The 25,408-nt window shown below is 47.6% G+C and carries 30 protein-coding genes and 1 riboswitch; of the genes, 26 read left to right on the forward strand and 4 right to left on the reverse strand.

The features are described from left to right. From Pmgp_RS11425 to spoVT, 14 genes are all read left to right on the forward strand, one after another. A partial coding sequence (locus Pmgp_RS11425) for a hypothetical protein (RefSeq protein ID WP_205078015.1) occupies positions 1-266 on the forward strand: 266 nt, incomplete at its 5' end. A gap of 235 nt (positions 267-501) precedes the next feature. Further along, positions 502-657, forward strand: a complete 156-nt coding sequence (locus Pmgp_RS20910) for a Fe-Mn family superoxide dismutase (protein WP_427910031.1) — start codon at positions 502-504, stop codon at positions 655-657. Positions 658-734: 77 nt separating this feature from the next. Next, positions 735-1,337 (forward strand): superoxide dismutase, encoded by a 603-nt coding sequence (locus Pmgp_RS11435; protein WP_134214117.1) that lies wholly within the window; start codon positions 735-737, stop codon positions 1,335-1,337. Between the two features lie 262 nt (positions 1,338-1,599). Then, on the forward strand, positions 1,600-2,238 hold the full coding sequence (locus Pmgp_RS11440) for a DOMON domain-containing protein (protein ID WP_134214118.1): 639 nt from the start codon (positions 1,600-1,602) through the stop codon (positions 2,236-2,238). A gap of 126 nt (positions 2,239-2,364) precedes the next feature. After that, positions 2,365-2,649: an ArsR/SmtB family transcription factor gene (locus tag Pmgp_RS11445; RefSeq protein ID WP_134214119.1), complete on the forward strand. Its 285-nt coding sequence runs from the start codon at positions 2,365-2,367 to the stop codon at positions 2,647-2,649. A 62-nt stretch (positions 2,650-2,711) separates the two neighbouring features. Further along, entirely contained in the window at positions 2,712-3,224 is a 513-nt protein-coding gene (locus Pmgp_RS11450) for a nitroreductase family protein (RefSeq protein ID WP_134214120.1), read from the forward strand. 16 nt (positions 3,225-3,240) lie between these two features. Continuing rightward, the gene (locus Pmgp_RS19755; RefSeq protein ID WP_192902909.1) at positions 3,241-3,411 is read left to right on the forward strand and encodes a hypothetical protein; all 171 of its coding nucleotides are present in this window, start codon (positions 3,241-3,243) and stop codon (positions 3,409-3,411) included. A gap of 90 nt (positions 3,412-3,501) precedes the next feature. Beyond that, positions 3,502-4,656 (forward strand): aldo/keto reductase, encoded by a 1,155-nt coding sequence (locus Pmgp_RS11455; RefSeq protein WP_134214121.1) that lies wholly within the window; start codon positions 3,502-3,504, stop codon positions 4,654-4,656. Positions 4,657-4,751: 95 nt separating this feature from the next. Next, entirely contained in the window at positions 4,752-6,953 is a 2,202-nt protein-coding gene (locus Pmgp_RS11460; protein WP_134214122.1) for an adenosylcobalamin-dependent ribonucleoside-diphosphate reductase, read from the forward strand. A 172-nt stretch (positions 6,954-7,125) separates the two neighbouring features. Next, positions 7,126-7,539 (forward strand): RrF2 family transcriptional regulator, encoded by a 414-nt coding sequence (locus Pmgp_RS11465; protein ID WP_134214123.1) that lies wholly within the window; start codon positions 7,126-7,128, stop codon positions 7,537-7,539. Positions 7,540-7,680: 141 nt separating this feature from the next. Further along, positions 7,681-8,568: an AAA family ATPase gene (locus Pmgp_RS11470; protein ID WP_134214124.1), complete on the forward strand. Its 888-nt coding sequence runs from the start codon at positions 7,681-7,683 to the stop codon at positions 8,566-8,568. After that, positions 8,565-10,025 (forward strand): VWA domain-containing protein, encoded by a 1,461-nt coding sequence (locus Pmgp_RS11475; RefSeq protein WP_134214125.1) that lies wholly within the window; start codon positions 8,565-8,567, stop codon positions 10,023-10,025. Before Pmgp_RS11470 ends, Pmgp_RS11475 begins: the two co-directional genes overlap by 4 nt. 151 nt (positions 10,026-10,176) lie before the next feature. Then, on the forward strand, positions 10,177-10,374 hold the full coding sequence (locus Pmgp_RS11480; RefSeq protein WP_134214126.1) for a cold shock domain-containing protein: 198 nt from the start codon (positions 10,177-10,179) through the stop codon (positions 10,372-10,374). Positions 10,375-10,760: 386 nt separating this feature from the next. Further along, positions 10,761-11,297, forward strand: coding sequence for a stage V sporulation protein T (gene spoVT / locus Pmgp_RS11485; RefSeq protein ID WP_134214127.1), 537 nt, complete (start codon positions 10,761-10,763; stop codon positions 11,295-11,297). A 53-nt stretch (positions 11,298-11,350) separates the two neighbouring features. Here the strand turns inward: spoVT and Pmgp_RS11490 are convergent, their stop codons facing one another. After that, positions 11,351-11,791, reverse strand: coding sequence for a GreA/GreB family elongation factor (locus Pmgp_RS11490; RefSeq protein ID WP_134214128.1), 441 nt, complete (start codon positions 11,789-11,791; stop codon positions 11,351-11,353). Between the two features lie 307 nt (positions 11,792-12,098). Between Pmgp_RS11490 and Pmgp_RS11495 the strand changes: the two genes are divergently transcribed. Together Pmgp_RS11495 and Pmgp_RS11500 are read left to right on the forward strand one after the other, a co-directional pair. Continuing rightward, positions 12,099-12,461 (forward strand): winged helix-turn-helix domain-containing protein, encoded by a 363-nt coding sequence (locus tag Pmgp_RS11495; RefSeq protein WP_243119819.1) that lies wholly within the window; start codon positions 12,099-12,101, stop codon positions 12,459-12,461. 79 nt (positions 12,462-12,540) lie between these two features. Next, a complete protein-coding gene (locus Pmgp_RS11500) occupies positions 12,541-12,840 on the forward strand; it encodes a hypothetical protein (protein ID WP_134214129.1) in 300 nt (99 codons plus the stop codon). A 257-nt stretch (positions 12,841-13,097) separates the two neighbouring features. On the opposite strand, the gene Pmgp_RS11505 is transcribed toward Pmgp_RS11500, so the two are convergent. Continuing rightward, entirely contained in the window at positions 13,098-15,164 is a 2,067-nt protein-coding gene (locus tag Pmgp_RS11505; protein WP_134214130.1) for a thioredoxin domain-containing protein, read from the reverse strand. 411 nt (positions 15,165-15,575) lie between these two features. Here Pmgp_RS11505 and Pmgp_RS11510 point away from each other — a divergent pair, with 411 nt between their 5' ends. Next, a complete protein-coding gene (locus tag Pmgp_RS11510) occupies positions 15,576-16,907 on the forward strand; it encodes a DNA recombination protein RmuC (RefSeq protein ID WP_134214131.1) in 1,332 nt (443 codons plus the stop codon). Here Pmgp_RS11510 and Pmgp_RS11515 read toward each other — a convergent pair. Beyond that, a complete protein-coding gene (locus tag Pmgp_RS11515; RefSeq protein WP_134214132.1) occupies positions 16,891-17,280 on the reverse strand; it encodes a RidA family protein in 390 nt (129 codons plus the stop codon). The two genes, Pmgp_RS11510 and Pmgp_RS11515, sit on opposite strands and share 17 nt — an antisense overlap. Before the next feature lie 158 nt (positions 17,281-17,438). Continuing rightward, a riboswitch (TPP riboswitch) is annotated at positions 17,439-17,537 on the forward strand. An 87-nt stretch (positions 17,538-17,624) separates the two neighbouring features. Between Pmgp_RS11515 and thiS the strand changes: the two genes are divergently transcribed. From thiS to Pmgp_RS11545, 6 genes are all read left to right on the forward strand, one after another. Next, entirely contained in the window at positions 17,625-17,816 is a 192-nt protein-coding gene (gene thiS / locus Pmgp_RS11520; protein ID WP_243119820.1) for a sulfur carrier protein ThiS, read from the forward strand. 5 nt (positions 17,817-17,821) lie between these two features. After that, the gene (locus tag Pmgp_RS11525) at positions 17,822-18,592 is read left to right on the forward strand and encodes a thiazole synthase (protein ID WP_134214134.1); all 771 of its coding nucleotides are present in this window, start codon (positions 17,822-17,824) and stop codon (positions 18,590-18,592) included. Between the two features lie 82 nt (positions 18,593-18,674). Further along, complete coding sequence (gene thiH / locus Pmgp_RS11530) at positions 18,675-19,775, forward strand: 2-iminoacetate synthase ThiH (protein ID WP_134214135.1); 1,101 nt, start codon at positions 18,675-18,677, stop codon at positions 19,773-19,775. A 45-nt stretch (positions 19,776-19,820) separates the two neighbouring features. Beyond that, a complete protein-coding gene (gene thiE, locus Pmgp_RS11535) occupies positions 19,821-20,477 on the forward strand; it encodes a thiamine phosphate synthase (protein WP_134214136.1) in 657 nt (218 codons plus the stop codon). A 2-nt stretch (positions 20,478-20,479) separates the two neighbouring features. Next, positions 20,480-21,775 carry a phosphomethylpyrimidine synthase ThiC gene (gene thiC / locus Pmgp_RS11540; protein ID WP_134214137.1) on the forward strand — a complete coding sequence of 432 codons (1,296 nt, stop codon included), beginning with the start codon at positions 20,480-20,482 and terminating at the stop codon, positions 21,773-21,775. A gap of 121 nt (positions 21,776-21,896) precedes the next feature. After that, entirely contained in the window at positions 21,897-22,472 is a 576-nt protein-coding gene (locus Pmgp_RS11545) for a flavin reductase family protein (RefSeq protein WP_345789144.1), read from the forward strand. A gap of 75 nt (positions 22,473-22,547) precedes the next feature. Here Pmgp_RS11545 and Pmgp_RS11550 read toward each other — a convergent pair whose 3' ends face one another. Then, positions 22,548-22,730: a hypothetical protein gene (locus tag Pmgp_RS11550; protein ID WP_134214138.1), complete on the reverse strand. Its 183-nt coding sequence runs from the start codon at positions 22,728-22,730 to the stop codon at positions 22,548-22,550. A gap of 187 nt (positions 22,731-22,917) precedes the next feature. Between Pmgp_RS11550 and Pmgp_RS11555 the strand changes: the two genes are divergently transcribed. The 3 genes from Pmgp_RS11555 (at position 22,918) to Pmgp_RS11565 (ending at position 25,369) form a co-directional block, all read left to right on the forward strand. Then, entirely contained in the window at positions 22,918-23,475 is a 558-nt protein-coding gene (locus Pmgp_RS11555) for an O-acetyl-ADP-ribose deacetylase (RefSeq protein ID WP_134214139.1), read from the forward strand. Between the two features lie 134 nt (positions 23,476-23,609). Beyond that, positions 23,610-24,134 (forward strand): DUF4097 family beta strand repeat-containing protein, encoded by a 525-nt coding sequence (locus tag Pmgp_RS11560; RefSeq protein ID WP_134214140.1) that lies wholly within the window; start codon positions 23,610-23,612, stop codon positions 24,132-24,134. Between the two features lie 284 nt (positions 24,135-24,418). Next, positions 24,419-25,369 (forward strand): MBL fold metallo-hydrolase, encoded by a 951-nt coding sequence (locus Pmgp_RS11565; RefSeq protein WP_192902910.1) that lies wholly within the window; start codon positions 24,419-24,421, stop codon positions 25,367-25,369. Positions 25,370-25,408: the final 39 nt, after the last annotated feature.

The raw sequence follows: 25,408 nt of genomic DNA on the forward strand, positions 1-25,408 counted from the left end.
ACATTTTTTCACATGACTGGAATGCGATGCGGGGGTATCATTACCTCATGCATATCGCCCGTATGTTAAATGAAATGGCGCTTCATTCGCTTTACCTGACGGAACATGTCAAAACAGTCGGGGTTCAGTCTTTCATCAAGAAGTTTTATGAAGCTATGACCTATAGTGAGTTGGATACAGGGCGGCTTCGCCGGCTGACCGAATCTCCCGGTCAATTGCGACTAGTGCGCGAAGAAAATTGGAAAGCAAGCCGTCTGGCGGCATAGCGAATTGAACTGATACAGACAGCTTAGGCAGCGGTTGCGCGGCGCTACTCGTCTTTCCGTTGAAGATGTCCGGCATGCTAAAACGAGCAGAAACGGTTTAGTTAAGGATGTGTTGATACGGATAAACCGGTGATTTTTGGAATAACCGAATAGGCAATAGTTGCGAAAACGTCAATTCCAGACCCCGCAAGATTTAAAAAACATTTTCATGCGTCAGCTCTGACTACCGATCCTGGTGCTTGACGTGTATGAACATGCCTATTGTACTGTTTTTCCTACCAGGAACGCGTATGTCCAGGAGTTCTTAAAGTTTGTAAGGTGGGAATCAGTAAACAAGCGACTGAATGCGGCCAATGAACTCTATGAAAAAATAATTAAAGCGGGCAAATGAGGTAGTGAGTGAACCCTTTTTGTTTGTAAAAAAGGTTCAAGTAACATACTACACCAATAAACAGGAGGTTGATGAGAATGGTTAAACATGAATTGCCAGAACTGCCGTACCCATATAACGCCCTGGAACCCCATTATGATGAGCAAACTGTAAAGCTGCACCATGATGCGCACCATAAAGCCTATATCGACGGGCTCAACAACGCCGAGGCGAAATTGGCCGAAGCACGAGAAAAAGGGGATTTCGGCCTGGTCAAACACTGGGAGAGGGAACTGGCTTTTCACGGCTCAGGCCATATCCTGCACACACTTTTCTGGGAGAGCATGAAACCCGGCGGCGGCGGTCCTGCCACAGGAAAAATAGCAGAGCTGATCGATAGGGATTTCGGCAGCTTCGATAATTTTAAGAAGCAGTTTTCCGCGGCGGCAGTGGCGGTGGAGGGTTCCGGATGGGCCCTGTTATGCTGCAACCCAACCTTTGGTAAGCTCGAAATCCTTACCGCCGAAAAACACCAGAACCTTACCCAGTGGGGTGTTATACCCATCCTGGCGCTGGATGTCTGGGAGCACGCGTACTACCTGAAGTATCAGAATAAACGCACCGCTTTTGTTGAGGCCTGGTGGAACCTGGTCAACTGGGACGGAGTGAACAGCAGGTGTAAATGCACTTGTGAGGCTTGACCGATTATTTAAAATAATTTTACTGTTTTAACAAGAAAAGGCCGGGCTAACAATTGCCAGGCCTTTTTCTGCAATTCCCTTTTTTATTATGATAAAACAGCTGCGCTTGTGGTATAATGTAAAATATTGGTTTGAACAGTAGAGAAGTTATCTGTTTCCAGGATGAAGTATTTATTTGGATCAGATCGTCTAAAACAGTGGAGAGATAACGCTTTATAAGCTTTTTTTAAAGGATATTAAATTAACTATAAGGGGGCAAAAAATGTTAAAGAAAATGTGCGTGGCCTGCTTTATGTCATTACTACTGGTGCTGCTGCTTACAGGTTGCGGCGGGAACAAATCCGGTACACCAGCCAGGGCTGCCGGCCCTCCCGCTGAACAGAAGGAAGCGCTGCCTGCCGTGTCAAATCAGCCGACTGAGTGGAAATCAGACGGCAAAATTAGTGACAACGAGTACGCCAGCCACCAGACTATAGGGGATCTGGAGGTCTATACACGACTGGCAGGCGATAGTGTTATGTTCGGCCTGATGGCAAACACAGAAGGGTACCTGGCCCTTGGCATCGACCCTGAAGGAGACCTGAAGGATGTCGATATGATTATGTGCGCCATTAAAGATGGAAACGCTGTGGCCGGGGACATGTGCAGCGGCGGCAAACACTCGTCGCACCCGGCTGATACAGATTCAGGCGGCAAAATGGACCTGACCGATATATCCGGGAGCAGGAAGGATCTCACCGCGGTATTTGAATTCAAAAGAAAACTGGATACGGGTGACAGCAGGGATGAGGTACTGAAAACAGGTGAGAACAAGGTTATCTGGGCTGTCGGGATCAGCAGCGATTTTCCCAAGCCGCATAGTAAAAGAGGAGCGGGCACCCTGGTCCTGCAGTCCAATTGATGAACTAAAAAATGGTTCAAGGCATAGACCCTGAGCCGGTTTTTTTGCATTCAGACTTGTTTGCTTGTAAAAAGTGTGGTACAGTTATTTCGATAGATATAGATATATAGATTTAGGTGAGATTTAATGGTTTTCGAAAACAGGCAATTCAGGGAGGCAGTCAGAGTATATAAAGCTCTGGGGGAGCCAACCCGCCTGAAAATAGTTCAGCTTTTGCTGCAGCATAAGGAATTAAGCTGTACAGACATAATCGAACATATTAACGTAACAGCCTGCTCCACCCTTTCACACCATATCAAGCTGCTCATGGACTGCGGACTGCTGGAACTGAGAAAAGAAGGGACATATCATATTTACCGCCTGCAGGTTGACTTGCTGAAACATTACGCGCCGGGGGTGATTAGTGATTGATTAAATTTAGCTAAAACATCGATATTTCTGCAATAATCAAAATATTTCGGGGAGGCTGAAAAGTGGATGTTTTAACCGCAATAACCGGAAGAAGAAGCATTCGAGCTTATAAAGACATAGAGGTTGAGGAAGAAAAAATCAGTAAAATCATTGAGGCTGCCCGTCTTTCCCCTTCGGCCGGCAACCGGCAGGAATGGAAATTTGTAATCGTCAGGGACAAAGATGCCAGGCGGAAAATTGCAAAAGCAGCGTGCAACCAAAGCTTTATCGCAGAAGCGCCGGTTATAATAGCCGCCTGCGCGACAGAATCAGAGGCGGTTATGCCGTGCGGCCAGAAGGCCTATACAGTGGACCTGTCAATAGCTGTTTCGTATATGATCCTGCAGGCCTATGAGCTTGGCCTGGGTACTTGCTGGATCGGAGCTTTCAAGGAGAAGGAAGTTAAGGCAGTTTTGGGCGTACCGGAGCAGATTCCCATTGTGGCCTTATTTCCGGTAGGTTACCCCAACCAGGACCCGGCCCCGCGCCCGCGCAAAAGTGTCGAACAGATAGCCTGCTTTGAAAAATACCAGTAGGAGATTACATACCCAGTTGTTTGTTGGTGAAATAATGGACGCCAAGGTTGACCATGCTATAATTGGCGAAGATAGCAAGCACCCGGAGACAATGCTTGTTACAATAGATTTTATGAGAGGAGGGATAAAAATGCTTAAGAAAAGATACATGCTTCGGGCGGTAGCCCACTGCAAAGGCGGCTGTTGACTTTGGTCCTGGGCAAGACCTAAAACTGCCCGTTCATAATATCACTTTTAAATAGCTAACGAAAAATATCGGGAAGAAGGATCATTTTAAATGCAATACAGAAAATTTGGCAAGCTTGATTGGCACGCTTCAGCTTTAGGTTTCGGATGTATGCGTCTGCCGACCCTTGATGGAAAACCTTTAAGCGGCAACATTAACGAGGATGAATCTATCAGGATGATCCGTTATGCCATTGATCATGGAGTAAATTATATTGATACCGCTTATCCCTATCATGATAAAAACAGTGAAATTATAACGGGTAAAGCTCTTAAAGATGGTTACAGGGAAAAGGTTAAAGTAGCCACTAAGTCACCAGTCTGGGGTATAAGCAAAACAGAAGATTTTGACAAGTATCTGAACAGACAGCTTGAGAAGCTTCAGACAGATCAAATTGATTTTTACCTGTTTCACGGGCTGGACAAAAAAAGATGGGATAACGTGGTCTTAAAGCTGAACCTGCTGGAAAGAGCGGAATCAGCCCTGCGGGACGGTAAAATCGGTTATCTGGGGTTTTCATTTCACGACCGCTATGAGGTTTTCCAGGAAATAATTGACGGGTATAATGGTTGGACGTTTTGCCAGATTCAGTATAACTATATGGATATTGAGCACCAGGCCGGGAGTAAGGGATTGCGGTACGCGGCCTCCAAAGGGCTGGCTGTGGTAATTATGGAGCCGCTGCTGGGCGGCAGGTTGGCGAATCCGCCCGCGACGGTGCTGGATGTGTTTAAAGGTCATGGGGAAAGGACCCCTGTTGATTGGGCGCTGCAGTGGGTATGGAACCAGCCGGAGGTGTCTTTACTGCTGAGCGGCATGAGTACCATGCGGCAGGTTGAGGAAAATATCCTCTCGGCGAACAAATCCGGTACCGGCTCTATGGGGGCGGAGGAGTTGGAGGTTATTCAAAAGGCCAGGGCCAAATACAAGGAAATGACCCTGATCCCGTGCACCAAGTGCGGTTACTGCCTGCCGTGCCCCAACGGGGTTAATATTCCGAGAAACATTAAACTCTTTAATGACGGTTTTACTTATGGAGATGTTGAAACCTGCCGCAGTATTTACGCCAATTTCATGGCGGCGGCTAACCGGGCCGTCGCATGTATTCAGTGTAAAGAATGTGAGGAGAAATGCCCGCAAAAAATAATCATCAGCGAGTGGATGCCTAAAGCACACGCGGTATTGGGGGAAGGCAAACCCTATTAAAAAATTTAAATATCGCGGAAATAATATTGACCACAATATATAGTTATCTGGTATAATCTTACCAATATATATTGTTTCAATGAAGGTGGTACCACATGCGGCAGCTGACTCAGGCCGGCCAAAAAGTATTTGAAGCGCGTTACGCCGGGAAAGACGAAAACGGCCATATCAATGAAACCTTTGCAGAAGCGGTGCTGCGCCTGGCCAGGGCAGCCGCCTCCGCTGAAAAAGAAAACCTAAAAACTTGGGAAGAAAAATTCAGCCACATCATTGGAGAGCTTTTATTTGTTCCCTCCACTCCTATCTGGGCCAACGTTGGCAAAAAAGACCGCCCCTGGCAGCCGGGAGCCTGTTTTGTGCTTGCGGTGGAAGATACGCTTGAATCCATGTATGACACGCTTAAAGACATGGCGCTGGTTTTTAAGTCCGGCGGCGGCGTGGGCTTTAATTTCTCGGCAATCAGGCCGAGGGGAGACCTGGTAGGCACCACCAAGGGACAGGCATCCGGGGTGGTGGAATTGATCAGGCTGTACGACGCTTCCGCCGACATGGTCAAGCAGGGCGGCGTAAGACGCGGCGCTATCATGGGCATATTGAACGTCGACCACCCGGAAATTATTGACTTTATTCAGGCTAAAAATGACGGCGGGCTTACAAACTTCAACCTTTCAGTTGGAGTCACGGATGCGTTCATGGAGGCGCTGGAAAAAGACCTGCCGTGGCAGCTGGTTTTCAACGGCACAGTGCGCCGGGAACTGCCGGCCCGCCGGCTTTGGCGGATAATCATCGAATCCGCTCACAGCTGCGGCGACCCGGGTGTGATCTTTCTGGACAGGCTGCAGTCCGGCAACCCGGTTCCGGAGAACCGGATCAACGCCACCAATCCCTGCGGTGAACAGCCGCTGAGCCCGGGGGAGTCCTGTCTTCTGGGCAGTATCAACCTGGACAGGATGTCCACTTTTGAAGGCGGGTTAAACAAGGAGATACTCGAGGAAACCGTCACAGCCGCTGTGCGTTTTCTGGACAACCTGATCGACGTGGCTGATTATCCTCTGCCTGCGATCGCCGCCGCGACCAGGGCGACGAGGAAGATAGGACTGGGCTTTACCGGCCTGGCAGACGCGCTGATCAAAGCGGGGCTGGCTTATGACTCCGCCGGGGGCAGGGAACTGGCCGGAACAATCACCGGGCTGATACGCCAGGCGGCGCATGCAGCTTCAGAGAAACTGGCTGAAGAAAAGGGGTGTTTCCCGCTCTGGGACAAAAGCGTTTTTTACCCGGACCGGCCGCGCCGGAATGCGGCCTGCATCACCATCGCCCCCACAGGTTCGGTGACCACCATGGCCGGCTGCGAAGGCTACGGGGTCGAGCCGATCTTTGCCGTCGCCTATACCAAGACCACCAACGTGGCCGGCGATCTGGAGGTGTTTTCGCCCCTGTTCCTGGAATACATAAAAGATTACAACATCCCGGCGGAAACACTGGCGGTCATTGCTGAAAAGGGCTCCTGCCAGGGGATAGAAGGCATACCGGAGGAGGTTGCCGGGATCTTCAAGGGGGCGCGGGAGATTGCCCCCATCGACCACCTCCTGATGCAGGCGGCGGTGCAAAAACATGTTGACAACGCGGTATCGAAGACTATAAACCTGCCGGAAGACGCTTCTGCGGAGGACATCGGCGCCTGCTACAAGACAGCTTATGAATTGGGGCTCAAGGGAGTCACAGTTTTCCGGGAAGGCAGCAAAAAAGGGACGGTCACGGTGGGCAGGGAACGCGCCGCCGGGAAAGTTCCTGAGCTGCGCCGTGGTGAAATTCTGCCCCGCCCGGTAAGCGCCCATGGTATGACCCACCGGCTTGACACCGGCTGCGGCAAAATCTACCTGACCATCAACTACCAGCCTGACAACGGGGAGATACTGGAGACTTTTATCACCACCGGCTCTGACGGCGGCTGTCTGGTTTACACTGAAGCCGCCTCCCGGTTAATCAGCCTGGCTATTCGGGGTGGTATCTCTGTGGAAAGCATAACCGAGCAGCTGGAAGGCACCCATTCATGCCCGTCCTACATGCTGGCCAGAGGCAAGGGCAAGAAGGTTTCTCCGGGCAAGTCATGTGCCTCAGCCATAGCCAAGCAGCTTAACCAGGTCAAGGCCGAACTGGATCAGCGCTGCGGCAAAGGCTGTCCGGATAAAATGAGTATTGAAAAATGGAAAATCTGTGAGGCATGTGGTGAAGCTGCTTTGGAAAGGGCTGAAGGCTGTCTGGTGTGCAGAAACTGCGGGGCGGCCAGATGCTAGGGCATGTTGAAAGAATTTTTTAAAGGAGAATACAGATGAGGTATCTTGTTTTAGGCTGTACAACTAGAGCCGTAAAAAAGCAAAGAATTTTTCCTTTACAAGGAAAAATATTTAAAGTATTATTTTAATTAAGATTAATAAGGTCTTTTTTATCTAGATAGGACTGAATGACATGCAGTTAACAAGAAAAACGGAATACGCGGTCAGAACACTGTTGGAATTGGTAAGCAGGCCTTGGGGTGAGTTGGTTCAAACATGTGAAATCGCAGAGACAAAAGATATCCCCGAACCTTTTCTGAACAAAACCATTCGCGACCTGGCCCGCGCCGGATTTGTGGAGACGAGGAGGGGTAAAATGGGCGGTGTAAGGTTAATCAAGCCTGGCGACAGCTTCACTATGGCTGACGTGGTTGAAACAATTGAGGGCCCTCTGGCGATAAACCCGTGCCTGAGGGATAGTTACAGCTGTATTAATAAAAGTTCCTGCAGCGTTAGGCAGTTTCTTATGGAGTCACAAGCAAGATTTGTGGAACATTTAAATTCCAAAACTTTCGCTGAATTGATAGGGCAGGATTGTGAAAAATAAATGAATGGCCAGAACCGGGTAACGTTAATGATGGCGTCTTGATAAAACAGGAAAGTTATGTTACCATATGTGACATGTGGCATATGGCATATATAAGAATTATAGATACATAATATGCTGTGTAAGAGAGGGGTAGATCTGATGAGGGACCTGACTGTTGACGGGCTGTACCGTTCTTTTGAAGAGCAGGGATACATCTGTGAGAAAAACCTGGTGGTAACTGTTTTTCTGGCCTTGAAGCTGGGCAAGCCGCTGCTTGTGGAAGGTGCGCCCGGTGTCGGCAAGACGGAAATAGGCAAGGTGCTGAGCCGGATTTTTAACGCTCAGCTGATTCGCCTGCAGTGTTACGAGGGGTTGGACGAGAATAAAGCACTGTACGAGTGGAATTATCAAAAACAGCTTTTAAGAATTCAGCTGCAGAAGGAAGGCATAGGTACTGAAATGGCGGAACGTGACCTTTTCAGCGCTGAATACCTGCTGGAAAGGCCTCTTTTAAAGGCCATCCGCACAGAGGAACCGGTGGTGCTGCTGATTGATGAAGTTGACAAGGTGGAAGAAGAATTCGAGGCATTCCTTTTTGAGCTGCTGTCGGATTTTCAGGTTTCTATACCGGAACTGGGCACTCTGACCGCCAGGCAGATTCCTTTGGTGGTGCTGACCAGCAACAGGGAGCGCGATATTTCCGACGGCCTGAAGCGCCGCTGTGTCTACCTTTTCATTGATTATCCCTCTATTGAAAAGGAAGTGCGCATATTGCAGGTAAAAGCTCCGGAGGCGGGTGAAAGACTGTCGAGGGAGGTGGCCCGTGCTGTCAGCCTGATCAGGGCCAACGACGGAATCGGCAAAAAACCTGCTATTTCTGAATCCATTGACTGGGCCAGGGCTCTGGTAGCTCTCGGAGCGGCTTCGCTCACCCAGGAGGCTGTAAAACAGACGCTTAGTATTGTTTTAAAGAATAAAGAGGATATAGACACTGTGGTCAGGGAGGTAGGGGTCAAGGCACTGGCCGCCGGCGCCCAAAAAGCATGATCGTTGATTCCCCCGGCTATACCGACCTGTATTCCCCCAGTACGGGGGAAGAAACCGAGTATAAAATTTTATACGGCCTGGTAAAATTCATTAACATCTTAAGGCGACAGGGGATTCGGGCGAGTGTGGCGGAAACCAGGGACGCCCTTGACGCGCTGTCCCAGGTGGATATTCTGGACCGGGAACAGGTGAAGGTGGCGCTGAGCGCTACACTGGTCAAGAATTTTCATGACCGCAACACGTTTAATAAAGCTTTTGACGATTATTTTTCCGTTTCAGATATCAAGATGCAGGGGCCGGACCCGAAAGGCGTGGGGTACGCCGGTGCGGGAACTCAGCCTGAGCAGGCCGGCGACGGGCCGGTGCCCGCGCGTAAGGACGCTGAGCGGGACTGGGGCAAAGAATTTCTTGATCACGCGCGCCAGGCGGTGGAACAAAATGAGAAGCTTTCCATCAAGCCAGGCTGGACTAAAAGGCAAAAAAAACAATTCATTGAGACTATCAGCCGGATGCGCGGCGAGACCGGCAGTCCCGGCACGTCAGCGCCCTTAGCCAGGAAATCAGAAAAATCCCTTGACCTGTGGCACGAAGAGGTAAAGAGACAGGTTGAGCAGAGCGAAGCGGTAGCCCAACAGAACTTCAACTCGGCGCTCAAAGAAAAGTTAAAAGACACATATGCTTCCCTGGCGCCCGGTTCCGGCGCCAGGAGTGATGAGGAATCGATTCTGTACGCGGATATGAAAAAAATATCTGATAAGGACCTGCCCAGGGTAATACTTTTGATCAAAAAGCTTTCGCGCCGCCTGGCGACCCGTATTTCAAGGCGCTACTACAGAAAAAGAAGAAGAGGCAGGCTGGACATCAGGCGTACCATCCGCAGGAATATAAGTTTTGGCGGGGCGTTGATTGACTTGAAATACCAGTCCAAAAAGGAGCAAAAACCGCGCCTGGTCTTAATCTGTGATGTGTCCGGGTCAATGGCGCGTTACGCAGTTTTTGTAATCCAGTTTATCTACGGGCTTTCCAGCGTTGTCAAGGGCATTGAGAGCTTTATCTTTTCTGAGGATCTGGAAAGGGTAACTCCTTATTTTAAAAAGGGTGACAGCTTTATCAAGACCATGTCTACTCTAGTTGAAAAGAGCAGCCAGTGGGGATTGGGCACCAATCTGCACGCTTCCCTGGACACTTTCCTGGAAAAACACCACCGCCTCCTCTCACCCTCAGTGTTTGTAATTATTGTCAGCGACGCTCAGACCATCCAGGCTTATCAGACTACAGCCGGCCTGAAGGAAATCAGGAGCAGGGTTAAAGATATTATCTGGCTTAATACCATGCCCCGTGAAGATTGGCTGTGGGCTTTGGAAATAAACGAGTTTCAGAAATACTGCAGGATGTTCGAATGCTCCACACTGGACCAGCTGAGCAATGTGCTTGGCAGCCAGGTGCTGACAGTATAAACTCTTTTATTATTTAACAGGTATAGCTTTTTACTGGATTGGTTAGAATAGATACCGGTATGAAAGGCTGTGGCAGGGCTGACTCCCGTATCAGCAAATGTCCGCCCGTGTTATAAGCCGAAAGGTTATTTTAGGAGGCTAAGCTAAAAGTATGATTGGTAAGGTAAAATGGTTCAATGCTGGTAAAGGTTTCGGTTTTATCGAAACAGAAGAAGGCAAGGATGTTTTTGTGCATTTTTCCTCAATTCAAACTGACGGTTTCAAGACCCTTGACGAAGGCCAGGATGTGGAATTCGACGTAGTTCAGGGTGAGCGCGGCCCACAAGCCGCAAATGTAGTTAAATTATAAAAGAATCTTCTTTTAAATAATTTAACGCTTAGCGAAAGGGACTGGTAATTATTCAGTCCTTTTTGCTTTTATACAGCTAAAATTCGGCCAGCCGTATAAAATTTCCTTAATCGTAGAATTATACCCTTATAAAGATAGTATGGTCACCGCTGTAGAATCCTTTTTACTTTTCCAACGCCTCTCAGGATCTTATCCGGGCATCCAGTCAATTTGGTAAGATTTTTATTTAATATAAATCCCATTTTAGTGAAAACTAATAAAGGAATCCTGGTAATTATGGAGATAGGCACAGGGATCGGTAATAGTTGTTTTGCATTTTAAGGTTTGAGCGGGTCCCACATAAGAATGACAGGTTGCGACATTAATTTAAAAAGGGGTGACATAAGTTGAAAGCAACAGGAATCGTGCGTCGCATCGATGATCTGGGCAGAGTGGTGATACCTAAGGAAATACGGCGGACCATGCGCATTCGGGAGGGGGATCCCCTTGAGATCTTCACAGACAGGGAAGGGGAGGTTATCTTAAAAAAGTATTCCCCGATTGGTGAACTCGGAGAGTTTGCCACCGAGTATGCCGACTCATTGAATGAAACACTGGGCCACATTTCTTGTGTCGCGGATAAAGATATGATTATCGCGGTCGCGGGAGCACCCAAAAAGCAGCTTATGAACAAACAGATCAGCACCGATGTGGAAAAAGTGATGGCTGACAGGAAAATGGCTGTATTCAATGAGACCTGCTATTTGACCATTGATGAAGACGTCAGTTTCAACTCCGCGGTAATAGCTCCCATCATTGCTGAAGGTGATACACTGGGCGCTGTCATCATCGCCGCTAAAGAGCCCGGCGTGCAAATGGGCAACCTGGAAACCAAACTGGCTGAAACAGCCGCAGGTTTTCTGGCTAAACAGATGGAGTCCTAAAAAGAAAGCCCCTTTCAGGGGCTTTCTTTTTAGAGTCCTTTTAAAATTGGAAATCAGATGATGGCATTAATAGATATAATCCTACATTTAGCCCTGCCGGCGGGCAGGTCTACTTCCACAATACTGCCGGGTCTTTTTAATAATAAGGTTTGCCCCAATGATGATAAAAATGAAACATCCCCATAGATTAGGTTTTCTTCTAACGCACTTATTAATCTAAACTTATGACGGTTCTGGTTGAACATATTTTCAACCTCTATCTCACAGCCAATAGTTGCGAACGGCAATTTTCTATCGTGACGACTATTCTGTTTTGAATTGATAATAAATTGGTCAATTGTTTTTATGTAATTTTCAATAATATTTACTATTTCAGACCGCTCAGCAGCTGATTTAGCGAAATATTCAACAATAATATGCTGTTCTTCTTCCAACTTTACTAAATTCCTAATGATACTTTCAAATGCTTTTATAGATATGTTGTAATTATCCATATTCACCTGCTGTAATATACAGTTAATGGGAAATTACACAAAGATGCAAATGAGTATTCCACAGGTGTAAAATACTCATTTGTAACTTATTACAATAATTATAGTATATTATATAATATTGTCAATAATAATGGTTTAATAGGATAATACTAGAGGCTGTGTCAAATCCTTCGGTACCGACTTTAAATTCATGGTAATCAAATTGTGAAGCAAATTTTCTCCAAGCTGCTAATAATTTAGGAAGTAATATGGACAAAGATTTAAAAAATCGTTATACTAACATTAGTATATAGAGGAGCCAGATTTATTGGGAGATGAGAACTGCGTGCGCCTTGCTTATAAAATCTGGTTGGATAATAACGGGAAGGTTTTTGGCGACGGGCCATACGACTTGTTGTTAAGAGTTGAACAAATAGGTTCTTTGAGCAAAGCGGCGGCCGAGATTGGTATGTCTTATAATAAAGCCTGGCGGTTGATACGTGCCATTGAAGATAGATTAGGCTTTCCACTGCTGAAATGTAAAGTAGGCGGCGCCTCAGGCGGAGGGTCCGAAGTTACTTCCCAGGCCCGCCGACTGATGCAGCAATACAGGGCTTTTCGGGAGGAAGCAGAAAACGCTTTAGAATTGCTGTATGCCAAGCATTTTAATGAAAAAGAAATAAAGGGATAATATTTTTTGGTTGCGTTATACTAGCAAAAGTATAACGTATTGATTTTATCTATTAAAAATTTAAGAAAGGGTGTGGATCATGGACAGTAAGTATCGTTATTTTAAGGCGACTTTAGAGTGCGGCCGTTTAGAAATGGGCAGCTCACCGGGAGCTACCCGTTATGTTGCAGTTATTGATAACGTTCATAAAATGATAAGAAACAGAAAACCAAGGATAAAGAAAAATTTTACTAAAACAGGCGCAATAAAGGTGGAGGAAATATCATACAATAACTATTGTGAGGGTCTAATAACCCAAGCGGTATATACATACTTGGAGAAGGAGGAAAATACTCTAGAACCGCTGTGTGCCAAGTATTTTAATAATAAAGAAGCATAGGGATAATATTTTCTAGGCTCGATATGCTGGAGAGGGTATAACGCTGTGGGTTTTATTGCTTTTAAGCATTTTTTGCATAACATAGCGGCATTCCTGGCGTACAAAGTGCAATTACGTTTATGATATAAAAATACGCCGAGATGGATTATCTCCGGCGTATTTTGGCATAATTTATTTTAGAAAAAGATGATAAAATGTGTACCCTTGTTTATCATTTTAAAATGAATAACATAGACAAGAAAGCTTATAAAAAGCGCTTATAACAGTCTTGCCAATTCCTCCGGGTCTGTAACAGGCTCCCGGCAAGCGTAGTTCTGACAAATATAGGCTGTAGCCTTGCCGTTAACCGGCAGCTGTTCCTTAACAAAAGGAGCAGCTTTTTCTATCCCTTTCCCACTTTCGCCGGCAGGGTGAAACACTGCCGCCGTTTCCGGTATGAAGGCACGCCGGACCGCGCTTAACATCGCCTCCGTATCAGCCTCACCAGACTTGCCGGCAATCACAATCTCCCGCGCAGGCCCTAGCATTAAGTCAATCCCGGATAAGAAGTGAGTATAACCCCAGGGGTGCTTGCTTATCTCTCCGGCAAAGGCCGCAATCTGCTTGTCTGCCATCTCAAGCAGTTCTGTGTTCCCAGTCAGCCTGGCCAGGCGGAGCAAGTTGTGCAGCCCAGCTGAATTGCCGGACGGGAGCGCCCCGTCGTAAATTTCTTTAGGACGGGCGATTAGACGTTCGGCATCTTCCCCGTAAAAGAAAAAACCTCCATTCTCTTTATCCCAAAACAGATCTATCATTTGTCCGGCCAGTTTAAGAGCACTTACCAGGTAGGTGACTTCAAAAGTTGCCCCGTACAGTTCCAACAGGCCCCAGGTTAAAAAAGCATAATCGTCAAGGTAAGCCTGGTAGTCAGACTCGCCGTCACGGTAACGGGCCAGCAGCCTGCCGTCCTCCCGCCGCAGCTTTTGCAAAATAAAATCCACAGCCCTCACTGCCGCCTCTTTATAGACAGGTTCACTAAAAACAGCCGCTCCCCTGGCCAGGGCTGCAATCATCAGCCCGTTCCAGGAGGTGAGGATCTTGTCGTCCTTGTAAGGATGCACCCGTTTTGCACGCGCGTCAAAAAGCTTTTGCCGCTGCAGTCCTATTGAAACGGTCATTTCGTCGGTCTTTGAGTTTATCTCCCCGGCTGCGTTAAACGGAGGTGCTGAGATCAAATTCGGGATACTGCGCCCTTCAAAATTACCCTTGGCAGTAATGTCAAACAACCGGCAGTATATTTCTCCTTCTTTTTCACCTAAAATGTTCTTAACCTCAGCGGGTGACCAGACATAAAATTTACCTTCCTCACCCTCGGAGTCGGCGTCTTCCGCCGAATAAAACCCTCCTTCAGGTGAAGTCATATCCCTTAAAACATATGTAAAAATCTCTTTAGCCACTTTGGCGTAAAGGCTGCGGCCGGTTGCCTGAAAGCACTCAGTATAAGCCAGTGCCAGCAGGGCGTTGTCGTACAACATTTTTTCAAAGTGGGGGACCAGCCACTTCCCGTCCGTCGAGTAACGGGCAAAACCATAGCCGATGTGGTCATAGATCCCCCCCCTGTACATCGATTCAAGCGTTTTTTCAACCATGGCCAGAGCTTCCGGTTCATTATTTCTCTTCCAGTAACGCAGCAGAAAGGACAGGTTATGTGGTGTGGGAAACTTTGGCGCCGTGCCGAACCCGCCGTACTTACTGTCAAAAAGACTCCTCGCCTGCGTAAAAGCATTTTGCAATATTTTTCCGGTAATTTTGTCCACAGGCAGGTCTTTATCCCCGGATTGTAGTGACTGGGTTACCTGCTCGCCAATCTTAACTAATAAATCCGGATCCTGCCTCCACTTTTCACTTACCTGTATAAGGATGTCCACCAGGCCTGCCCTGCCCCACTTTTCATGTTTGGGGAAATATGTCCCCGCATAAAAAGGCTTCTTTGCAGGAGTCATCAATATAGTAAGCGGCCACCCACCTTGACCGGTCATATTCTGGCAGACCAACATATAAATATGGTCTATATCCGGACGTTCTTCCCGGTCTACTTTTATGGAGACAAAGTTATTATTCAGAATGGCAGCTACTTCATCGTCTTCGAAAGACTCTCTTTCCATTACATGACACCAATGACAGGTGCTATAACCAATACTAAGAAAAATCGGTTTGTTTTCCTTTTTAGCCTTTTCAAAAGCCTCATCACCCCAGGGGAACCAATGTACAGGGTTATTAGCATGTTGCAGAAGGTATGGCGATTTTTCACCACCTAATCTATTGGGTGTTTTACTTGTTGTCATAAAGTTACCTCCAGATTTTTTCGAATGTTATTATTCTACACAAAAAACGTAATTAGTATTTTATGAATAATCTAACAATCATTGCTTTTCAACTAAACAAGGAGGGAATATCATTGACACCATAGTTAGTATGGTTTAAACCAATAATGTTGAGGGCAGCAACGAATTTATAAAATCACTTTACATATAATGGTAACTACTTAGGCGCAGGTCTAATCCTAAAGTAGCTTGTACATAAATTAATTTATTCCTATAATGAAAATTAGAGGAGGTGGCTATTTGCAAAGGTCTTATAACAGGCCTTTTTTTTCTACTGTCTATTATTTTAAAATGAAATCGAGGTTGAAACATCTTTCCAGTAGCTGCTCAAGAGTATTAATAAAAAAATCCTAAAGAGAATTGAGGTAGCTTATGCCTAATTTAATTCCGGTTTTATTAATAGCAGGCGAAATCATAATTATTGCCCTGTTGGTACTATTATATTATCAATTTAAACACGCGAAAGCTCCAGAAACTAGTTTTGTACTGCTGGAGAAAAGCCAGGAAAAAACGGAGAGAGTAATGCGCGAGGAGATTGCCAGAAGCAGGGAAGAAGCAGCTAAAAACGCGGGCATGCTTAGGTCAGAGGTTGCCAATTCTTTTTATAGACTGGAAGATGCCTTAATGAAGCGCTTTGTTGATCACGCCACATTACAAAAGAGCCAGTTGGATAGTTTTGCGGGTCAAATTACAGCATTAACCGCCAGCAATGAACAGAGACTGGAGAAGATGAGAGACACTGTTGAAGAAAAATTGACCATGCTGCAGAAAGATAACAACCTGAAGCTGGAGCAGATGCGTGCGACTGTGGATGAGAAACTGCATAACACTCTGGAAAGACGCCTGGGGGAATCATTTAGACAGGTGAGTGAAAGGCTGGAACTGGTCCATAAAGGCCTGGGGGAAATGCAGTCTTTAGCCGCGGGAGTGGGTGACCTGAAAAAAGTACTGACCAACGTAAAAACCAGGGGCGTATGGGGGGAGATTTCACTTGGCGCCCTGCTGGAGCAGATTTTTACCGGGGAGCAGTACGAGCAAAACGTAGTCACTAAGAAAGGCAGCAGTGAAAGAGTGGAATTTGCCATAAAACTGCCCGGTCGTGCTGCTGAGCAGAGAATTGTCTGGCTGCCGATTGACGCCAAATTTCCGCAGGAGGATTACCAAAGGCTGGTAGAAGCCCAGGAACAGGCCAATCCAGTGCTGGCCGAACAGTCTTCAAAACAGCTGGAGACCAGGATTAAAGCGGAAGCTAAGAATATCAGGGACAAATACCTGGACCCGCCCCATACCACAGATTTTGGCATCATGTTCCTGCCCACGGAAGGGCTTTTCGCGGAAATTATCCGGAGGCCGGGCCTTTGTGATGTCCTTTTAAGAGAGTACCGGGTAATAGTAACCGGGCCAACGACCCTGTCAGCATTGTTGAACAGCCTGCAGGTAGGTTTTCAAACCCTGGCTATAGAAAAAAGGTCAAGTGAGGTATGGGCGCTGCTCGGAGCGGTAAAGAGCGAGTTTGGCAAATTCAGTGATATTCTTGAAAAAACGCACAAAAAGCTGCAGGAAGCGAGCAATACCATTGACAATGCCGCCAGAAAATCCCGCACCATAGAAAGAAAGTTGAAAACAGTGCAGGAACTCCCGGCGACAGACGCTGTAAACCTTTTGGGGCAAATTGAGGAAGAAGCTCTTAAGAACGGGGAATAAAAGCTATGGCCTCAATCTCGACCAGTACATCTTTCGGCAGCCTGGCCACTTCCACGCAGGAGCGGGCCGGCGGCTCAGACTTGAAAAAGCCGGCGTAGACATCATTAACATGGGCGAAATCATCCATGTTTTTAATAAACAGGGTTGTTTTCAATACTGTTGCTGAAGACGCCCCGGCGGCTTTCAACACCTCTTCCAGGTTATGCAAAGCCTGCCGCGCCTGAGCTTCAACGCCTCCGGGCACGATATCCCCGCTGGCGGGGTCAATGGGGATCTGCCCTGAAGTAAAGACAAAGTCACCAAGTTTTACGGCTTGAGAGTACGGACCAATAGCCGCGGGCGCTTTTTGTGTGGATACTGTAGTTTTGCTCATTACTATATACACCTCACATTATATGATAATATCTTTACCAATAGGATTAGTATACAATATATTAAGGACGATTTACAAAGAAATATACATTGTATAAGATTAAAAACACATTCTTGACATTTATTTTGAGTTAGAATATAAATATATATAATAATTGAATAACTGGCTAGGGGTGCCTCAAGGCTGAGAGAGAGCAATCTCGACCCTCTGAACCTGAACTGGATAATACCAGCGTAGGGAAGCAGAAGCTGAAAGATTTTATATGATTGTCAGCACGATTTTTTTAAAAAGGCTTACCCTGGCGGGTAGGCTTTTTTGTTGGGAGGTGATTGTATTTGAAAATCATGTTAAACGGTAAAGAAGAATTCATAGAAGCAGGTATGACCCTGGACGTATTTATTAATTTGAAAGGCTACAACCCGGAGCATATTATAATTGTTTACAACTCTGAAATCGTAAGTCGAGAAAGTCTGGCCGGTTTCAAAATGAAGGATAACGACAAAATTGATCTGGTAAAATTCGTGGGAGGAGGTTAAACCAAGTGAAAGATGTTTTTAAGATTGGCGGTCGGGAAATAAACAGCCGGCTTTTACTGGGAACCGGCAAGTTTTCTTCAAACAAGTTGATCCCCGAAGTTGTAGAAACTGCTGGCTCCCAGGTGGTAACCATAGCTTTGAGAAGAGTAGACCCGGCATACGAGGAAGAGAATATTGCCGCATATGTGCCGGGAAACTGCATTTTGATGCCAAACACTTCAGGAGCCAGAAACGCCGGGGAAGCGGTGCGGATTGCCAGGCTGGCCAGGGCGGCCGGATGCGGCGACTGGGTGAAAATTGAGGTAATAACAGACAACAGATATTTGCTTCCTGATAATTATGAAACGGTTAAGGCTACTGAGATCCTTGCCTCCGAAGGCTTTGTGGTCTTGCCATACATGAGCCCGGACCTGATGGTGGCTAAAAAACTGGTGGAAGCCGGCGCCGCCGCGGTAATGCCTTTGGGTTCTCCTATCGGCAGCAACCGTGGTCTTAGAACAAAAGAATTGATAAGAATCTTAATTGATGAAATACCATTGCCCATTATCGTGGATGCTGGACTGGGAAGGCCGTCCGAAGCGGCAGAAGCAATGGAGATGGGCGCTGCGGCAGTGCTGGTAAACACCGCCATCGCTACAGCCAGTGATCCGGTAGCCATGGCCAGGGCTTTTAGACTGGCGGTTGAAGCAGGACGCCTGGCCTATCTGGCGGGACCTGGTGAAACCCAGGAATTTGCCAGGGCGTCCTCGCCCCTTACAGGGTTTTTAAGAGATTAGAATGGTTGATCATTAGCTCGAACTGGGATCACGCAGCGGCAACTAGTTATCTTGAGAATTTGTTACCCGGGGGATGATCATGATGAGTTTTTACAATGTGCTTGGAAGGTATAAAAACTTTGATTTTGAACGCTTTTTTGAGCAGACTTCCGATGAAAGCATACAAAGAATAATTGCCAAAAGCCGACTTACGGAATTAGATTACCTTAACCTTCTTTCCCCCCGGTCGGAGATCTACCTGGAGGAAATGGCCCAAAGAGCTCACCGTCTGACCATTCAGCATTTCGGCAGGGTAATTTTCCTCTATACTCCCTTGTACCTGGCGAATTTCTGTGTGAATCAATGTGTTTACTGCGGTTTTCAGATTAAAAATGAGCTTAAGAGGAAGAAACTCACCCTTGCTGAAGTCGCGCATGAAGCTGAAATAATATCGGCAACCGGACTAAAACACATTCTTATTTTGACCGGGGAGTCCAGGCGGGAGTCTCCTGTATCGTATATCAGAGAATGTGTTGAAGTTCTGAAAAAATATTTTACCTCCATTAGTGTTGAGGTTTATCCCTTGGAAGAACATGAGTACGCCGAGTTGATTTCAGCCGGAGTGGACGGTTTGACCATGTACCAGGAGGTTTACAACGAGGAAGAATACGCCAAACTGCACCTGGCCGGTCCGAAAAGGGACTACCGTTTCCGTCTGGAAGCCCCCGAGCGCGCCTGCCGGGCAGGTATCAGGACAGTCAATGTGGGTGCTTTGCTGGGTTTGGGCGAGTGGCGGAGCGAGTCATTTTTCACTGGCATTCATGCTGACTATCTCCAAAACGCTTTCCCGGAGGTGGAAGTCAGCATCTCTCCGCCCAGGATACGTCCACAAGTGGGTGGTTTCCAGCCAGGATTTAAGGTGACAGATAAAAACCTGGTGCAACTCATGCTAGCCTTCAGACTCTATATGCCCAGGGGGGGAATCACCATTTCCACCAGGGAGCGGGCCGATCTAAGGGATCGCCTGGTAAAGTTGGGAGCTACCAAGATGTCCGCCGGTTCTTGTACCGCTGTGGGCGGCAGGTCTGATTCTGAATCCGCCGGCCAATTTGAGATATCAGATGAGCGTAGTGTGGCGGAGATGGCCGGAATGCTCTATGGCCAAGGTTACCAGCCGGTCTATAAGGACTGGCAGATGTTATAGCGGTAAATGCTAAAAAGTTTAGATAAATGGTATAGGGAGGGTGAAATGGCGGCTAGAAAAGAATTGAGCAACTTGTTGGGGGCGGATATTTACGGTATTACGGCAGAGGAATACTCCCTGGGAAGAAGTAATGTCGAAGTCGTGGCAAGGATGATTGATTCCGGAATCAGGGTTGTCCAGTACCGTGAGAAACAAAAAAAGGCCAGGAGAATGTACGAGGAATGCCTGAAAATCAGAGAAATGACCAGAGATGCTGGTGTAACCTTAATTGTTAACGACCATGTCGACCTAGCCTTACTGGTGGAGGCGGACGGAGTACATATCGGACAGGATGATTTGCCTCCTGAGAAGGTACGGGAACTAGTAGGTGAAAAGATGATTATTGGCCTTTCCACCCACTCCCCCGCCCAGGCTTTGGACGCAGCTAAAACCGGGATTGATTACATTGGAGTAGGCCCCATATTTGCCACAAAGACCAAGAAGGATGTATGTGACCCGGTAGGTCTTGAATACCTTGAATTTGTGGTGCGGAACATTGAGCTTCCCTTTGTAGCCATTGGCGGGATCAAGGAGCATAACATCGCCGAGGTAAGCCGCAGGGGGGCACGCTGTATTGCCGCTGTGACAGAAATTGTCGGCGCTGAAGATATTATTGGCAGGGTGCGTGCACTCAGAAAAGCCATTAACCTGAAGGAGGAATAACTGTGGATTACATGACCCAAATGGATGCCGCCCGGCGAGGGATTATTACCGACGAAATGGAGGCGGTGGCCCGCAAGGAACTGGTTGACGTTGAGAAGCTGCGTAAACTGGTGGCAGAAGGGAAAGTTGTCATTCCAGCCAATAAAAACCATATCTCTCTGGAACCGTGCGGTATTGGAGAAGGCCTTAAGACCAAGATCAACGTAAATCTGGGGGTTTCCAAGGATTGTTGTAATATCGAAGCAGAGTTGGAAAAGGTGCGATGCGCTATAAAGTTGAAGGCTGACGCCATCATGGACCTAAGTTGTTATGGGAAAACCGAGGAATTCAGGCGCAGGCTGGTAGAAATATCCCCGGCTGCCATTGGTACTGTGCCGGTCTATGACGCCGTGGGTTTCTATGATAAAGAACTGGAAAAAATAACAGCAGAGGAGTTTCTGGGAGTAGTAGAAAAGCACGCTCTTGATGGAGTCGACTTTATGACCGTCCACGCCGGGATAAACCGGGAGACCGCCGCCAGGTTCAGGAAAAACCCGCGTCTTACCAACATCGTCTCCAGGGGTGGCGCCCTGCTGTTTACCTGGATGGAACTAAACAACCGGGAGAACCCGTTTTATGAGTATTATGACGAACTTCTTAATCTGTGCAGAAAGTATGACGTAACTATTAGTCTGGGCGACGCCTGCCGGCCGGGCAGTATCAAGGATGCCACCGACGCATCTCAAATTCAGGAACTGATTATTTTAGGTGAGTTGACAAAACGGGCCTGGGAAAAGGGTGTACAGGTGATGATCGAGGGACCGGGACATATGGCTTTAAATGAGATAGTGCCAAACATGATAATAGAGAAGAAGTTGTGCCACGGAGCGCCTTTTTATGTTTTAGGTCCGCTGGTAACTGATATTGCTCCCGGATATGATCATATCACCAGCGCCATCGGCGGCGCCATTGCCGCTGCCAACGGAGCCGACTTCCTCTGTTATGTCACCCCGGCGGAACATCTTCGTCTGCCCAATCTGGAGGATATGAAAGAGGGTATTATTGCCTCGCGCATCGCGGCCCACGCCGCCGATATCGCCAAGGGAGTGCCGGGTGCGCGGCAGTGGGATGACAAAATGAGTGAAGCCAGGCGCAACCTGGACTGGCCTGGGATGTTCGAATTAGCGCTGGATCCGGAGAAGGCTGTCCGTTACAGAGATGAATCCAGGCCGGAGAACGAAGATACCTGTACCATGTGCGGTAAGATGTGCGCTGTGCGCAATATGAATAAAGTATTAAATGGAGTAAGCCCTTTATAGTTACAATTAGCCCCTGTCGACTGAAGGCAGGGGTTTTTACGTGACTTTAATGCAAAAAAGTTATAAGGCTAGTTTTGCAGTTTTTGGTATATAATAATTTTTAAAGAGAGAAAAAAGGGAGTTGGTTGACATTAATAAAGTTACTAAAGGACCTTCCACAGGACTTTTTCCTGTCCCCACCGTGCTTGTGACGGCCTGCCTTGAAGGGGGCGATCCGGATATTGTCACTATCGCCTGGACAGGGATCATGTGTTCTGAACCCCCGATTGTGTACATTGGCGTCCGCCCTGTGGGCAGGTATTCTTACCAGCTGATCAAGGAGTCGGGGGAATTTGTAATAAATATACCTTCAGCCGGTCAGGCCAGGGTTGTTGATTACTGCGGCATGGTTTCCGGCAGGGATGTGGACAAATTTAAGGAAACCGGCCTGACCCCCCTGCCAGCAGCGCATGTTAGAGCTCCTTTGATCGCAGAATGTCCCGTAAATGTCGAGTGCCGGGTCAGGCAAAACATTCCTCTTGGCAGCCACGATATTTTTATAGCAGATGTGCTGGCGGTTCACTATAATAAGGACGTTTTGGATGAGAAAGGCCGGCCGGATTTTGAAATAATTGAACCTTACGGTTATTGCTCCGGTGAATACAGGCTGGTTACAAAAAAATTGGGATATTACGGGTATTCAAAAAAGGCAGAGTAAACCTTCTGGCCAGGATAGACATTCGTTTGCTTGAATGCCTGGTGTTTGGACGAGTGTTTCAATTGAAAAACTTTTTTAATCAGCAGCCCTGGAGCCAAGTGCTCCTTTCTTTTTATGTTCTTCCGTTGCCATCCCTGCCTGCTTATTGACACAGTTATGCATTTCATCGCAGATGAAATCAAATTCGCACGCCAGTTCTGAGCTGATTTCGTTTAAAGCATTGTTGTTTCTTTTGTTGGTATACGGACAATTTACCAATTCTTTATACCTCCTCTTTCATTATATTGATATTTTCTCCTTATGAGCTGTTTCCTATTAGGTCATTTTAGGCTGGGAACTGTATCTGGGAATTTGTTATTTACATTTCTAAAAAGGCTGGTAAAGTTACAATAAAAGGGTATTGTGATAATCTACAAGCCCAAAAGATACAGGGAGGTTTTTGTTTATGGAAACACAGCTTGGGCAAACACTGATAAGAATGATTAAAGGGGATATTACCGTACAGGAAACCGAGGCTATTGTAAATGCAGCCAACTCCGGGCTGATGGGCGGGGGAGGTGTGGACGGCGCCATACACCGCGCCGGTGGCCCCCAGATCCTGGCCGAGTGCAAGGAGATCCGCGCCAGGCAGGGCATGCTGCCCCCGGGACAGGCGGTCATTACTACGGGAGGCCGCCTCAAGGCGCGCTATGTCATACATACAGTAGGCCCGGTATGGGCAGGCGGCGGCAAAGGCGAGGATGAAACTCTGCGCAGCGCCTACCACAGCTGCCTCTCCCTGGCCAGGGAGCGGGGGCTCCGCTCAATTTCCTTCCCTTCGGTCAGCACCGGCATATACCATTTCCCGGTAGACCGGGCGGCCAGGATCGCCCTGCGTGAAGTAAAAGATTTTGTAAGCGGCCAGCCCGGTTTTGCAGAGGTCCGTTTTGTCCTTTTCAGCGACCAGGTGCTGCGCGAGTTTGAGGCCGCCTGGCAGGAAATAACCGGCAAGGCCGCAAAATAATTGATGTGAAATTGCCCCCGTTCACTAAGGCGCCTTTAAACCGGCGCCTGTTGTTTTTGGGGTAAAGCGTCACCAGGATTTATAATAGCTATGAGGGATCTTCAGAAAGACACAACACACGTGTAAATATTACTGTGGAAATCCCTGCCGGTCTGTTCACAGAGGTGGACTGCGGCAACGGGATCGTTGAGATTAGTGGCCTGACAGGGAAAATGAAGGTCAGGACGGACAACGGTGAGGTTAATGTGTTTGGTTTAAACGGCAGCTTAGAGGTGAACACTGATAACGGCCGGGTCACTGTAAGTAAAGTTACAGGCAGTGTTACGGCCAATGCAAGGAACGGCCAGATCCTGGTGGAGGATCCCGGTGGAGACGTCCAGGCCAGGACCCAAAATGGCGACATAGAGCTTTCCTCAAACTTGCCGCTGACAAAAAGCTATGTTTTAAGCAGCAGCCACGGGTCTTTGGATTTCGGGCTGCCGGGTAATTCCGACCTTTCCATCGAAGCCAGGACAAGAAACGGGAGTATTTCAGGTATGAACAATAATTACGATCCTGGGACAGCCCAGTTTAGAAGCCAGACTATAAAACTGGGCGGCGGCATGGGCAGTGCCAGGCTCAGTACAGAGAACGGCAACATACAGGTATATGTTGAATGAAAGGCGCCTTTGTGACTTCCTCCCCTCACTGAAGTAAGGGGCATCCAGGTTCGTAGACCATAGGCTTTTTTTAATAATTATTTTTGATTGGACAGTTAAAACCAGTGACTTTTTGCAGCAGTCTTGTCATGCGACAATAAAACCTAAAAGGGACGGGAACTACAGTTTTTGTTGCAATCTTCAAACTTTTTAGATATTCTAGTCTTAAAGAAATTGATCTAATTAGTTTATTATATAACAAGATTTACACGCCCCAGGTTAAATCCTACGGGAGGTTTGTTAAATTGTCGGAACCTGTTGACTTGGGTAATGGCATCTACCAGATTGACCTGTACGACCAGGAGCCCGGCAGGACCAATGGCTATCTGATCCTGTCAGACAGGGTGGCGCTGGTTGAAACAGGTCCGGCTCCGGGAGTGGCTCATATCACGGACGCCTTGAAAAGCCTGGCAGTACCGCCGGAAAAAGTAGATTGCATTATAGTCACTCACATCCACCTGGATCACGCGGGAGGCGCCGGGACACTGGCGCAGCACCTGGCGCGGGCCAAGGTCTATGTGCACCCCAGGGGGGCCAGGCACCTGATCGACCCGTCCAGGCTTGCCGCCGGCGCCAGAGCTGTCTATGGCGCAAGCTTTGACCGTTTGTTTGGTGAGGTGCTGCCGGTTCCACCAGAAAGGGTGTACACGCCTGCGGACGGAGAGACACTGGACCTGGGCGGGGGTAGGCTGCTTACCTTTTATTTTACACCCGGCCATGCCCGGCATCACTTTGTAGTGCACGACCCGTTCAGCCGGGGTATATTCAGCGGTGACGCCCTGGGGCTGCGTTTCCTTGCCTTAAGTGATTTGCTTGGCTTTGATTTCACTTTGCCGTCCGCCCCGCCGCCGGAGTTTGACCCGGCGGCGGCGGTGGAAACTTTAGACCGCATCTGTGGCTTGGAGCCTGACTATATTTATTTTACTCATTTCGGCAAGGCCGCGGGGGCTGTTGCCATCCTCAAACGTATTAAGGAACTGATTTCCGTTTTCGAGTCCATTGGCCGCCAGGTTTTCGACTCGGGAGGAAGAGACGAGGAAATTGAAACAGCTTTATGGGAACTGGTTATGCGTGAAATAGGCAGGCATATGACGTTTGACAGGGGTCATCCCGCCGTAAAATTCCTGGAGTTGGACTTAAGGCTCAATGCCGGGGGTATCACCCACTATTTTGAAAATATGAAAACTAAATCCTAGCGGGAAACTAATTGAGATTTCTAAATTAAAATAGTATTA

Origin of the sequence: Pelotomaculum propionicicum (assembly GCF_004369225.1) — a bacterium.
Lineage (GTDB): Bacteria > Bacillota > Desulfotomaculia > Desulfotomaculales > Pelotomaculaceae > Pelotomaculum_B > Pelotomaculum_B propionicicum.